This is a genomic window from Phenylobacterium sp. CCH9-H3, from assembly GCF_001557235.1.
Taxonomy (GTDB): domain Bacteria; phylum Pseudomonadota; class Alphaproteobacteria; order Caulobacterales; family Caulobacteraceae; genus Phenylobacterium.
Genome location: NZ_LSJI01000241.1, coordinates 1 through 12,550, shown reverse-complemented (window position 1 = coordinate 12,550; position 12,550 = coordinate 1). Strand labels below are relative to the sequence as shown.

Sequence of the window (12,550 nt, the reverse complement as noted above, 5' to 3'; positions counted from 1 at the left end):
GCGCGGTAATGCGCCAGGGCCTGCGGCGTCCGTTGTCACACTAGGCGCCGCTGGGCGGTGGGTCCGGCGGTCTCGGAGGATTAGCCGTGCGGTTTGAAGTGCGACACCGGGAGGGCGCCTGGCTGGTGTTGGAGGACGGCCGCCCGGTCGGGCGTTTCGAGGCCGAGCCAGAGGCGCTTGCCGAGGTGCGCCGTCGATTGGCGGGGCTGCCGGCCGGCTGCGGCCATTCTCTGAGCCTCGACTACGGCCCGCCCGCGCCGAATGACGAGGGGCCGTGATCATGGGCATCAAGATGATGGTCTACGATCCGCCGCTGCCAGACCTTCCCTTCCTCGCTGTCGTGCTCGACCTGGAGACAGGCCGGGTCCTGCTGGCGCGGGCGGCCCCCACGCTCGCGCAGGGTGAGGCCGTGCTGATCGACTTGGGCCGGCAATTGGAGGCGGAACCTACGGAAGCCGGTGTCGCCATCATCCTGGCCAGCCAAGGCGATGCGGCTGCGTGACCCCCGTTTGGGCGGTCGGCCGGTCCGTGACGATCCGCTTCCCAGCGAGACCTCGGCGCGGAACAGCCTGTCGCCGCGATCTTAGGTGGCCGGTTCGTCCTTTGGCCCCCGCGCGGGTGGGCGGGCAGCCTTATTTGGCGTCAGGGGTTGGCCTCGGTGCTGGCGCTCCCGGTCGTCGGTCTCCGACGTCCTCGGCTGGCGTGCGATGAAGGGCCTCAGCTCGCCGCAACCGGGCTGTATCCCGCCGCACGGATGGCGGCCGCCACGGCGCGCGCATCGGTGATGTGCTCCACCGTCACCATCTTCGTCGAGAGGTCCACCCGGACCTCGGCCGTCGGGAGCGTGGCCTTGACGGCCTCGGTGATCGCCTGCGTGCAGTGCGCGCAGGACATCCCGTCCACATGGTAGCGAAGCATCCTGGGTCTCCTTCTTTCGGCGCCTCGCCGGAGCAGATGATGATTCCCACGATGGGAAGGTCAAGGGGCGACTTGCGAGACTCAAGGCGGTTCGAGCGAAACGCTTGCGGCCGGCTTCAATCGCCTCCGGGCGGGCGGGGCAGAGGGAAGGGGGGCACGCGCCGATTCCACCGCCTGCCCCCTGAGCGGAGGCGACGGCCGCGGGGCTCCATATCGTCGATGAGTTGCGGACGAGTCGCATTGCCAAGACCAAGACGTAATTCTAAGAACGCGTCTCACTTGCAGTCGCATCTTCAATGAGGTCCATTCGTGAACGCTCGCCGGAACGCCACCCTCGTCGCCCTTGCGCCGCTGATGCTCGCGCTGGCGTGCCAGGAGGCGCGGGCGGCAGACGCTGCGGACGCGGACGCGGCCGAGGTCAGCGGCGTGACGGTGATCGCGCCCCGCGACGACGCCTATCGGGCCCAGAGCACGACCACGGCCACCAAAACCGACACGCCGCTGCGCGACGTCCCGCAGGCGGTCACCGTCATCACCGACGAGTTGATCCGTGACCAGGCGATGCAGACCATGGCGGATGTCGTCCGCTATGTGCCCGGCGTCACCATGGGCCTGGGCGAAGGCCACCGCGACGCGCCGACGATCCGCGGAAACGCCACGACCGCCGACTTCTTCGTCGATGGCGTCCGCGACGACGTCCAATATTTCCGCGACCTCTACAACATCGAGCGGGTGGAGGTGTTGAAGGGGCCCAACGCCATGATCTTCGGCCGCGGCGGCGGCGGCGGCGTGATCAACCGCGTCACCAAGAAGGCGGACTGGTCGGACGAGCGCTCGCTGACCGTCGAGCTCGGGTCCTGGGATCATCGCCGTCTAACCGCTGATGTCGCCCATCCCATCGACGACGCCTTCGCCGGCCGCCTCGTCGGCCTCTACGAGCGCTCGGAGAGCTTCCGCGACTTCACCAACATCGAGCGCTGGGGGCTCAACCCGTCCGTCGGGTGGCGCAACGGCGCGGGCCTGACCGTCTCGTTGTCCTACGAGCACTTCGAGGACGACCGCACGACGGACCGCGGCGCGCCTTCTTTCGCCGGCCGGCCGTCCCCGGCGTCCCGCGGCGCTTTCTTCGGTGACCCGGAGCGTAGCTACGCCACCACCAACGTCGACCTCGTGAACATGGGTGTCGAGTACCAGGTCTCGGATAGCCTGGTGGTGCGTAACCGCACCGTCTACGGCGACTACGACAAGTTCTACGCCAACATCTTTCCTGGTGGCGTGGCGATGGCCGGGCCCACGGGCGCGCCTGCGACCTATCCATTGCAGGCCTACCAGAACGACAGCCCGCGGGAGAACCTGTTCAACCAGACCGACGTGGTGTGGAAGACCGCGGTCGGCGGCATGCAGCACACGCTCCTCGCCGGTGTCGAGTTCGGCCGGCAGAAGACCTCGAACCTGCGCCTCACCGGCCACTTCAACACCGTGACCGGCCCGACGACGCTGGCCGGCAATCCGTTCGCCGACCCGACCCGGCGCGGGCTGCCGATCTTCTTCACCAACACCGGCGGCGACGCCAACAACCGGGTGAAGGCGACCGTGGCAGCGGCCTATGTCCAGGACCAGATCGACCTGACGCCGCAGCTGCAACTGATCGCCGGGCTGCGCTTCGACAGCTTCGACGTCGACGTCTTCGACCGCCGCGCCTCGGTGACCGGGCGCCGCGACTTCTCGCGGCAGGACGACCTCTGGTCGCCGCGCCTGGGCCTGGTGTTCAAGCCTATCGAGGCGGTCTCCCTCTACGCCAGCTACAGCGTGTCCTACCTGCCGAGCTCCGGCGACCAGTTCTCATCGCTGAACGCCACCAGCGAGACCCTCGAGCCCGAGGAGTTCGACAACCTCGAGGTGGGCCTGAAATGGGAGGTGACGCCCGAGCTCCTGTTCACGGCGGCCCTCTACCGGCTCGACCGGGACAACACGACCGCGCCCGACCCGGCACGCCCGGGCCAGATCGTGTTGACCGGCTCCCAGCGCACGGAAGGCTTCGAAGCGGCGCTGGCCGGCCGCATCACCGAGCGCTGGGAAGTGGTAGGGGGCTACGCCTGGCAGGACGCCGAGATCACCAGCACCACCTCGGCCGCTCCGGCTGGGCGGCAGGTCCCGCTCGTGCCCGAGCACACCTTCTCGCTCTGGAACAAGTACGAAATCACGGAGCGGTTCGGCGCGGGCCTGGGCATCGTCCACCAGACGAAGATGTTCGCGTCCATTTCCAACACCGTGACGCTGCCCGGATTCACCCGGGTCGACGCGGCCGTGTTCGTGCAGGTCACCGACGCGGTGCGGGCCCAGGTCAATGTCGAGAACCTGTTCGACAAGCGCTACTTCCCCACCAGCCATGGCGACAACAACATCCTGCCGGGCGCGCCGCGCGCGGTGCGGGTCTCGCTGAACGCAAGCTTCTGAGGCGCAGCGTTTCGTCGAGCCCATCCTACCTGGGCCCGGACGAGCGGCCCGAGACCTTCCAGGCGAAGGACAGGCCCAGGAGTAGAGGTCTCCTCAGTGCGCTGCCGTCGCGCCGCGGGATGACCAGTGGACGTGCACGATCCGCCAGGCGCCCCCGGTGCGGCGCAGGATCATGGTCTCGGTGGTGATCCGGTCGATGTCCCGCCCCTTGAATCGCCCCCGGGTGCGGCCTTCACTAGCCACCCACGCCAGATCGCCAGAGGCCCCACCGGTCCGGCGGACGAGTTCCCGCCCCACCTCCTTGGCGAACTCGGCATCGCCCGGCAGATGCGAACCTGCGTACTCGGCCCGGGACCGCTCCACACCGCCCGCCTCGTAGATGATCACCGCCTCGGCCAACTCGCGGGAGGCGGCCGCGGTGTCGCCGCGCGCGAGCGCGGCGTGGAACGCGTCCACGACCTTGGCGGCTTCGGCCGGAGCCGGGGCCGCGCCGGCAGCCGGCGACGATGCATGGGACTGCGGATGGGCCGCCGCGGCGCCGGCCGCCAGCAGGAGCACAGCGGCGAGGATCAGGCGGCGGCGGGCGAGCTCAGGCTTCATGGCGTCTCGTGGAGGGTTCGACGGCGGCAGGGCGAGATTCCAGGACTGGCCGGCGTCCCCTGCAGGCCGGCGGGTATCCGATGATCTCGGCGGACGGGAGGACTTTCGGCGGTCTCCTGTCGTTCATGCAAGCGCCGATGCATCGTTGGCGGGGACCCTCGCGGAGACGCTGGAGCGCGCATCGTGGAAACCCGGCCGCTTCGTCCGCAGCGACGCGGTGAGGGTAGGCGGGCTCGCCGCGCGTATTCCCTTGAGGAACTCTGATATCGACCGGCGGGACCCACCGTTTCGCCCGCAAGACAGGAGCGGAGCGATGGCGGAATCTGGAACCTCTCTCCTTCGGCGCCACCTGCCCAGCCTGGCGTTCGTGGGGATCGCCGCGGCGGTCCTCGCCGTCGGGGCGGCGGCCTTCATCTACCTCGGCGTCTACAACATCGCAGCCGACGCCCCGCACACACGGCCAGTCTACTGGGCGATCGAGAACCTACGCGAGCGATCCGTCGAGGTTCGGGCGAGGGGCGTCCAGCTTCCGGCCGACATTGGCAGTCCCACCCGGCTGGCCAGGGGGGCCGGGCTGTACGCCGAGATGTGCGCCGGCTGCCATCTGGCGCCGGGGATGGCGCCGACGGAGATCAGCCAGGGCCTCTACCCGCCTGCGCCGCAGCTGAGCCGGGTTCACCTACGCGATCCCCGTGCGCAGTTCTGGACGATCAAGCACGGCGTCAAAATGACCGCCATGCCAGCGTGGGGGCGCACCCATGGCGACGCCTTGATCTGGGACATGGTGGCCTTCGTCCGCAAACTCCCCTCCCTGTCCCCGGCGCAGTATCAGGCGATGGTGCAGAGCGCGCCCGCCGGCCACGATGAGATGATGCAGAGCATGCCCGGAATGTCCCACCACGAAGCACCGCCCGCCGAGGCCGGGCACGACGAGAGACACGCCCATTGACGCGGCCTCGCTGACGCGCCGTCGACCAAGGTCGAGCGCGTCCTCAGCTGCTTCGCCAGAAGTCCCTGCCGGTCCCGGGAGAGGCCGATCCGAAGTGGCATGAGGCTGGTGACCACCACCGCAAGCGTCACGGCCACGCGCTCGACAATGACCGTATGGCTGTTACGGCGCGAGGCGTCGGAGGCGCGCAGGGATGCTGCCCCTGCGCGGTGGCGCGCAAAGCACGCGCTGACGCAGCGTGGCCTGCTGCACTCGCCCCAGACTACCCGGCCCCTGCCAACAGGGTGGAGGGGGCGAGCTGGGCCGCCGCGGAGAAGCAGTTGAGCGGCTGCGGCTCGGCAAGCGCGGCGGCCGCGGTCAGCCCGCCGGCGCCTACGCCGATGGCGAGCGCCAGCCCGACGGAGGTGGCGCGAACCGGCGCCAGCGCCTTGGCGCACCGCAGCTCCTCCCGCCGTCGGGCGATGCCCTGCAGCACCGCATTCTCCAGCCCGTCCAGGGCGTGCGCCTCCACCGGCAGGCGCGCCATCAGGTCGTCCAGGTCGATTCGCATTGGGATCTGTCCTTCGCCCCTTCTCTATACGGGAGATTCCCACCCCATCCCTCATGAGGGCGTCGCGCGTGCGGCCGTGACTTGGCCGTTCGAGGCGGGCCCGGCACGAGCGCCGGTTCGGCGGAACGCGCCTGCGGCATGACCGCCAGGATGACCCGCCACCACGAGCGGGTGGGCCTGATCCGTTCGGTGGATCGCGCGGCGCGATGACCTAGGTTTCGCGCGCCGTAGCTCAAAGCGCCCAGTTTCTTCACGCGGGCGCATCTTAGGCCTTGTCGTCGAGGCGACGACCCATCTCTGTCGCCACCACGCGGCAGCCGCCGCCTGAACCGGATCGCCGAGGTCGTGGCGGAGGCTCTTCTACGGAATCTTCAAAACCCGACCCCCTGGCTCAATAGTAGTCCTCCAGAACCAGCCGCCGCTCGCCGCCGTCGGCCATTGCGAGCCGATAGGCCGTGCCGGCGGTTCGCGCGCCCAGGCGGGATCGTAACCGGGGATCCTCGAACGCCACGGGCGTTCCGTCGATGCCGGCGATGATCTCACCGACGCGCAGTCCGATCGCCTCGGCCGGGCTGCCACGCGCCACATGGACGATGACGAGGCGACCGTCCATCCACGCCATGCCGAGGCCCGATCGGTCCTTGGGAAGCGGGACTCGCAACGCGCCGGGCTCAGGCTGCAGCCAGAGGCGATCCTGCGCGAGGTCCAGGAACAGCCGGAACTTTCCGAGCACGGGCCAACCCACCAGGGCAGGGCTGGGCTCGTTCCAAGCCTCCGGCACAACGACCGGCACCTGCGGTATCGTCACACCGCCGACCTGCAGGGCTGACAGCGTGGCGATGGCGCCCCCTTCGAGGCCTTCGCCGCCCGCGGTCAAGGCCGTGGAGGTCTTCCGGTCGGCCAGCAGGCGGTGGGCTCTTGCGTATTCCGGGGCCAGGTACAGGGGCACGGAGCTGCCGAGATCCAGCACCGCGTCGATCGGATCCCGGCCCTCGATCGAGAGCGGCAAGACGTGACGCCTGCACTCGGCTCGACGCAGGGTCACGAGCCTGCCAGGCCAGCGCGCGTCCTTGGCGCGCGCGGCATGCAGGTTTGCGCGTCCGCTGGCGGCGTCGATCTCGACCACCACCGAGGCCAGAAGATCCTGACCCAGGATCAGGGCAATGTCCCGTCGCGCTGAGAGTTTGAGCGCGTCGAGGTCCAGGACGCCGACCGTAACCGGTTCAAACGTCGCGGCGGCGAGGCGCACCGAAACGCCATCGGCGAAGTGTCCGCTCATCGGCCCCGTCAGGCCTCGGGCGTGGAAGCCGTCTCTTAGAGAGAGGCCCAGGGATCGCGCCCAGGCGCGGTCGATCACTGTGACTGTGGCCCCGGAATCGAAGATCGCGGGCAGGGCCGCTCCTCGCACGAAAGCTGTGACGCGGACGTGCTCGTCCGATGGCGACCCGAGGCGCAGCCACCCGGACGAGGGCCTTCCAGCCTCGAACCGCACACCGACGGGCCAGTGTGAGCAGCTTGACGCGATAGGCCGGGTCCGGCCCCGGGTCGCGATCAGCGTGGCGACGGCCAAACACAGGCAACCCGCCACGCGCCGCCGGGACAGACCGCTGGCTCTCATGCTGAGTATACGCGCCGGCGCAGGCGGGCCCTCGCGGGCCCCTATGGATGGCGGCCTCAGCCGCCCTGTCGAGCTCGCCCGGCGGCCCTCGAATCCTTCGGGCGGCGGGGGCGCTCGGATGGCCACGACGGGCCGCCGGGGGCGACGCCGCCCGCCCCCGCGGGACCCGCCCAGGCCGCAGGCGCGAGCCGTCCGCGGTTCCGCTAGCGCTTGCGCACTGCCGTGACCTCGCCGACGGCGCCCTGCAGTTTCAGGTCGAAATCGATCCGATCGCCGGGCTTGACCTGCCCGACCACCTCGGGTGGGGCCTTGAAGGCCATGGTCATGGCGGGCCAGCCGGCTTCCGCAATGGGACCATGGTCGATCGTAACCGTGCCCTGGGCCGCGTCGACGGCGGTGATCGTACCCGACCCCTTCGCCATCATCGCCCCGGCCGCCATGTCCATGCCGGCCATCGCCGAGCTCGGGCCTGCCGGCGGGCCGCCGTCAGCGGGCGCGGGGCCCGCGTCCGGCGCCGGGGAGGCGGCGACGGTCTTCGCCGACTCCCCGCGGCCGCAACCGGTAAGACCGGCGGCGAGCAGGAGGGCGGCGGTGGTCAGGACGAGGCGCTTCATGGTCCTTCTCCTTCGGCTGAAGCGGCGGGGGGTTGGGAAGCGGGCCAGCGACGGCGCAGCAGCAGATAGCCCGCCGGGATGACCAGCATGGAGAGCAGGGGCGCGGTGAGCATGCCGCCGATCATCGGCGCCGCGATGCGGCTCATGACCTCGGAGCCCGCCCCATGGCCGATCAGCACCGGCGCAAGGCCGGCCAGGATCACGGCCACGGTCATGGCCTTGGGCCGCACCCGCAGCAGGGCGCCCTCGCGGATCGCCGCCGTCACCTGCGCCGCGTCGGGGCTGGGCCCGCGCTCGGCCAGAGCGTGCTTCAGGTAGATCAGCATCACCACCCCGAACTCTGCGGCGACGCCGGCGAGCGCGATGAAGCCGACGCCGGTCGCGACCGACTGCTCATAGCCGAGGAGATAGAGGATCCAGACCCCGCCGGTGAGGGCGAAGGGCAGGGTAAGCATGATCAGCGCCGCTTCGTCGAAGCGCCCGAAGGTGACGTAGAGCAGGATGAAGATGATGGCGAGCGTGGCCGGGACCACCAGCTTCAGCCGCTGGGCCGCCCGCTCCAGGTATTCGAACTGGCCGGAGTAGGCGATGGAGACGCCCGGCGGCGCCTTGACTTCCTTGGCGACGGCCTGGCGCAGGTCGTTCACTACGGAGTTCAGGTCGCGGCCGCGCACGTCCACATAGACCCAGGTCGAGGGGCGGGCGTTCTCGGTCTTCAGCATGGGGGGACCGTCGGCGATGCCGATAGTGGCCACTGTGCCCAGGGTGATCTGCTGGCCCGCCGGCGTGAGGATCGGCAGGGCGCGCAGGCGCTCCAGGCTGTCGCGCAGCTCGCGCGGATAGCGCACGCTGATCGGGTAGCGCGCGACGCCTTCCACCGTCTCGCCGATCGTCTCGCCGCCGACGGCGCCGGCGACGATCTCCTGGACGTCGGCGATGTTGAGGCCGTAGCGGGCCGCCGAAGGGCGGTCGATCTCCACGTCCACGTAGCGACCGCCGGTCAGGCGCTCGGCCAGCGCAGAGCTGACCCCTGGGGTCTTCTTGGCGACGGCCTCGACCTGACCGGCCACCCGGTCGAGCTGGGCCAGATCGGTTCCGGACACCTTGACCCCGATGGGGCTCTTGATGCCCGTCGCCAGCATGTCGATGCGGTTGCGGATCGGCGGGACCCAGACATTGGCGAGGCCGGGGACCTTCACCACCCGGTCCAGGTCTTCGACGAGCTTCTCGGGCGTCATGCCCGGGCGCCACTGGTCGCGCGGCTTGAACTGGATGGTGGTCTCGAACATCTCCAGCGGCGCGGGGTCCGTGGCGCTCTCCGCCCGGCCGGCCTTGCCGAACACGGTCTTCACCTCAGGCACCGTCTTGATCATCCGGTCGGTCTGCTGCAGCAGCTCGGACGCCTTGGCGGCCGAGAGGCCGGGCAGGGCGGAGGGCATGTAGAGCAGGTCGCCCTCGTCCATCGGGGGAATGAACTCGCCCCCCAGGCGGCTCAGCGGCCAGGCGGTGGTGGCGAAGACCGCCAGCGCGATCAGCAGCACTGTGCGCGGCTTTCTGAGCACCCAGTCGATGGCCGGCCGGTAGGCGGCGGTGAGCCAGCGGTTCACCGGGTTGGCGTCCTCGGCCGGGATGCGGCCGCGGATCAGGTAGCCCATCAGCACCGGGACGAGCGTCACCGACAGGATCGCCGCGCCCGCCATGGCGTAGCTCTTGGTGAAGGCGAGCGGGGAGAAGAGCCGGCCTTCCTGCGCCTGCAGGGCGAACACGGGCACGAACGACAGGGTGATGATGACCAGGCTGAGGAACAGGGCCGGGCCGACCTCGGCCGCGGCCTCGGTGACCACGCGCCAGCGCGTATCGTTGCTCATCGTTGCGCCGGGGTTGTCGTGCGCCCAGCGCTCGAGCCGCTTGTGGGCGTTCTCGATCATCACCACGGCCGCGTCGACCATGGCGCCGATGGCGATGGCGATGCCGCCCAGCGACATGATGTTGGCGTTCACGCCCTGGAGGCGCATGACCAGCAGGGCGAAGAGCACGCCGAGCGGCAGGGTGAGGATCGCCACAAGCGCGGAACGGGCGTGCCAGAGGAAGAGGCCGCAGACGATCGCCACGACCACGAACTCCTCGGCCAGCTTCTGGGTGAGGTTGGAGATCGCCCGGTCGATGAGCTGGGATCGGTCGTAGGTGGTTACCACTTCCACGCCGGGCGGCAGGCTGCGCTTCAGCTCCTGCAGCTTGGCCTTGACCGCGCGGATCGTCTCGCGGGCGTTCTTGCCGGAGCGCAGGATCACCACCCCGCCGGCCACCTCGCCCTGGCCGTTCAGCTCGGCCACCCCTCGCCGCATCTCCGGTCCGAGCTGGACGAAGGCGACGTCGCCCAGCCGCACCGGAACGCCGCCTTCGCCCGTGCGCAGCGGAATCCCTTCGAAGTCCTGCAGGGTCTTCAGGTAGCCGGAGGCGCGGACCATGTACTCGGCCTCGCCGAGCTCCAGCACCGAGCCGCCGGCCTCCTGGTTGGCCCGACGGATGGCCTCGGTCGCGGCCTGGTGGGTGACGCCGTAGGCGGCGAGCTTCACCGGATCCAGCACCACCTGGTACTGCTTGACCATGCCGCCGATGCTGGCCACCTCCGCCACCCCGGGCAGGGTCTTCAGCTCGTAGCGCAGGAACCAGTCCTGCAGGCCGCGGAGCTGGGCGAGGTCGTGGCGGCCGGTGGGATCGACGAGTGCATATTCGAAGACCCAGCCCACGCCGGTGGCGTCAGGCCCCAGGGCCGCGCGGGCCTGGGCCGGCAGCCGCGACTGCACCTGGTTCAGGTATTCCAGTACTCGCGAGCGGGCCCAGTAGAGGTCGGTCCCGTCCTCGAACAGGACATAGACGAAGCTGTCGCCGAAGAAGGAGTAGCCGCGCACGGTCTTCGCCCCCGGCACCGAGAGCATGGTGGTGGTCAGCGGATAGGTGACCTGGTTCTCCACGATCTGCGGCGCCTGGCCGGGATAGGTCGTGCGGATCACCACCTGCACGTCCGACAAGTCAGGTAGGGCGTCGACCGGGGTGGAGCGCACCGCCCAGACGCCGGCAAACAGCAGGGCCAGGGCCGCGAGGATGACGAAAAAGCGGGCGCGCACCGAGGCGCGGATGAGGGCGGCGATCATCGGGCGGCCGTCGTCTGAAGTTCGCGCACGACCGGACCCTTGGGCGTCTGTTCGAAGGCGAACCCCACCCGGTCGCCGACCCGCACGCCGGCCGCCAGGTCAGGGCTCGCAAGCGGGAACTGCATGGTCATGGCGGGCCAGCCAGCGCTGGGAATGGCCTCGTGCGACAGGGTCACGGCCTTGGGCGAGACCTGTTCGACGCGCCCTGTCGAACGGTGCAGCGTCGGCGCGGCCTGGGCGCTTGGCTGTACCGGCGCGACGGGTCGCGGCTTCACGCCCGCCAGGCTCGCCTCCGAATCGATCAGGAACTGGCCCGAAGCCACGACCCTCTCGCCTTGCGACAGGCCGGCCAGGACCTCGGTCTTGCCGGCCGCTTCGCGGCCCGTCCGCACTTCAGCCGGTGCATAGCGGCCGCCGTCGCCGGCGACCATGACGATCGCCCGTCGTCCGGTGCGGATCACGGCCTCGGTGGGCACGAGCAAAGCCGGCGCGTCGGAGTCGCCGAACTGCACGGCTGCGAACATCCCTGGTCGGAGCCGGCCGCCAGGGTTCGGCAGCTCGATGCGCGCGGTGAGGGTGCGGGTCTCGCTCTGCGCCTGCGGCAGGATCGCGGCGACGCGGCCCTGGAAGGTCTCGCCCGGATAGGCGGCCAGCGTGGCGGAGACGCGCTGTCCGGGTCGTAGCTGGCCAGCCTGGGCCTCGGGAACGGCCGCGTCGAGCCAGACGCGGGTGAGGCCGTTCAGCTCCGCCAGAGTCTGGCCGGCCGCGACGCTCATCCCCTGGCGGACGCCCAGGGTCTTGATGGCCCCGCCGGCCGGCGTGGTGATGGTGACGACATTGCGCGTGCGCCCGCTGCGCTCGACGGCGGCGATGAGCGCCGGGGGCATGCCCAGCAGCTGCAGCCGCTGGCGCGCCGCGCCGATCAAGGCCGGGTCGCCCGTACGGCGCACCGCCAGGAACTCGCCCTGCGCGCCGGCCCAGTCGGGGACCAGCAGGTCCGCGAGCGGGGCGCCTGCGCCCACCACGTCGCCCGGGGCGCGGGCGTAGACCCGCTGCACGAAGCCGGCGGCCCGGACCTGGACCACAGTCACGTCCCGCTCGCTGAAGCCGATCATGCCCGTGGCGGTAAGGCCGCCGGGCAGAGAACCACGCTCCACCGTGGCGAGCCGGACGCCCAGGTTCTGGGTGCGGGCCGCATCGATCCGGACGCCGCCGTCTCGCCCACCCGCCGCGTCTGCATACTTGGGGATCAACTCCATGCCCATGGAGGACTTGCCGGGACCCGGATAGCGCTCCCCGGGCAGCATGGGGTCATACCAGTAGAGGATCTGCCGGCTCTCTTGGGCCGGGGCGGCGGGCGGGGCGAAGGGCCCCTGCAGGCGCGCCAGGCCGAAGCCGGCGCCGCCGGCGGCGAGGGCGATTGCGCCGGCCGCCAGGCCGAGGCGCGTGTTGCGGGGAAGGGTCATGGGGCGGGGCTTCCATAAGTCAGGGCGAGGCGGGCGGCGGCGCGCGCCAGCTCCGCCTCTCGGGCGATTTCGTCGAGCTTGGCGTCCGCCAGGCTGTCGAAGGCCATCAGCACTTCGGCAAGCCCGGTGGAGCCGGCGGCGTAGCTGGCGACCTCCAGGTCGGCCCGCTTGCGCGCCAGCGGCAACAGGGCGTCGCGGGAGCGGGCGAGCCGCTCGCGGCGGG

The 12,550-nt window shown here is 70.5% G+C and carries 12 protein-coding genes; 4 read left to right on the top strand and 8 right to left on the bottom strand.

Annotated features, from left to right (window positions below; genetic code table 11):
* Window positions 1-86 precede the first annotated feature (86 nt).
* Together AX721_RS21205 and AX721_RS21200 are read left to right on the top strand one after the other, a co-directional pair.
* Window positions 87-278, top strand: a complete 192-nt coding sequence (locus AX721_RS21205) for a hypothetical protein (protein ID WP_068877964.1) — start codon at window positions 87-89, stop codon at window positions 276-278.
* Window positions 275-502, top strand: coding sequence for a hypothetical protein (locus AX721_RS21200; protein ID WP_068879322.1), 228 nt, complete (start codon window positions 275-277; stop codon window positions 500-502). The genes AX721_RS21205 and AX721_RS21200 overlap by 4 nt, the downstream gene beginning before the upstream one ends.
* Window positions 503-717: 215 nt before the next feature.
* Here the strand turns inward: AX721_RS21200 and AX721_RS21195 are convergent, their stop codons facing one another.
* Window positions 718-918, bottom strand: a complete 201-nt coding sequence (locus AX721_RS21195; protein ID WP_068877962.1) for a heavy-metal-associated domain-containing protein — start codon at window positions 916-918, stop codon at window positions 718-720.
* Window positions 919-1,227: 309 nt separating this feature from the next.
* On the opposite strand from AX721_RS21195, the gene AX721_RS21190 reads away from it, so the two are divergent.
* Window positions 1,228-3,375: a TonB-dependent siderophore receptor gene (locus tag AX721_RS21190; protein ID WP_068877961.1), complete on the top strand. Its 2,148-nt coding sequence runs from the start codon at window positions 1,228-1,230 to the stop codon at window positions 3,373-3,375.
* Between the two features lie 93 nt (window positions 3,376-3,468).
* Here the strand turns inward: AX721_RS21190 and AX721_RS21185 are convergent, their stop codons facing one another.
* A complete protein-coding gene (locus AX721_RS21185; RefSeq protein ID WP_068877960.1) occupies window positions 3,469-3,975 on the bottom strand; it encodes a nuclear transport factor 2 family protein in 507 nt (168 codons plus the stop codon).
* Window positions 3,976-4,288: 313 nt separating this feature from the next.
* Here AX721_RS21185 and AX721_RS21180 point away from each other — a divergent pair, with 313 nt between their 5' ends.
* Window positions 4,289-4,924, top strand: coding sequence for a cytochrome c (locus AX721_RS21180; protein ID WP_068877959.1), 636 nt, complete (start codon window positions 4,289-4,291; stop codon window positions 4,922-4,924).
* Between the two features lie 262 nt (window positions 4,925-5,186).
* On the opposite strand, the gene AX721_RS21175 is transcribed toward AX721_RS21180, so the two are convergent.
* From AX721_RS21175 to AX721_RS21150, 6 genes are all read right to left on the bottom strand, one after another.
* Window positions 5,187-5,474, bottom strand: coding sequence for a hypothetical protein (locus tag AX721_RS21175; protein ID WP_068877958.1), 288 nt, complete (start codon window positions 5,472-5,474; stop codon window positions 5,187-5,189).
* A gap of 391 nt (window positions 5,475-5,865) precedes the next feature.
* Complete coding sequence (locus AX721_RS21170; RefSeq protein WP_082765680.1) at window positions 5,866-7,092, bottom strand: aspartyl protease family protein; 1,227 nt, start codon at window positions 7,090-7,092, stop codon at window positions 5,866-5,868.
* 203 nt (window positions 7,093-7,295) lie between these two features.
* A complete protein-coding gene (locus AX721_RS21165) occupies window positions 7,296-7,706 on the bottom strand; it encodes a copper-binding protein (protein ID WP_068877956.1) in 411 nt (136 codons plus the stop codon).
* On the bottom strand, window positions 7,703-10,861 hold the full coding sequence (locus AX721_RS21160) for an efflux RND transporter permease subunit (protein ID WP_068877955.1): 3,159 nt from the start codon (window positions 10,859-10,861) through the stop codon (window positions 7,703-7,705). Before AX721_RS21160 ends, AX721_RS21165 begins: the two co-directional genes overlap by 4 nt.
* Complete coding sequence (locus tag AX721_RS21155) at window positions 10,858-12,327, bottom strand: efflux RND transporter periplasmic adaptor subunit (protein WP_068877954.1); 1,470 nt, start codon at window positions 12,325-12,327, stop codon at window positions 10,858-10,860. Before AX721_RS21155 ends, AX721_RS21160 begins: the two co-directional genes overlap by 4 nt.
* Window positions 12,324-12,550 (bottom strand): TolC family protein (locus AX721_RS21150; protein ID WP_197422668.1); only part of this gene is annotated, 227 nt, incomplete at its 5' end. The genes AX721_RS21155 and AX721_RS21150, both read right to left, overlap by 4 nt.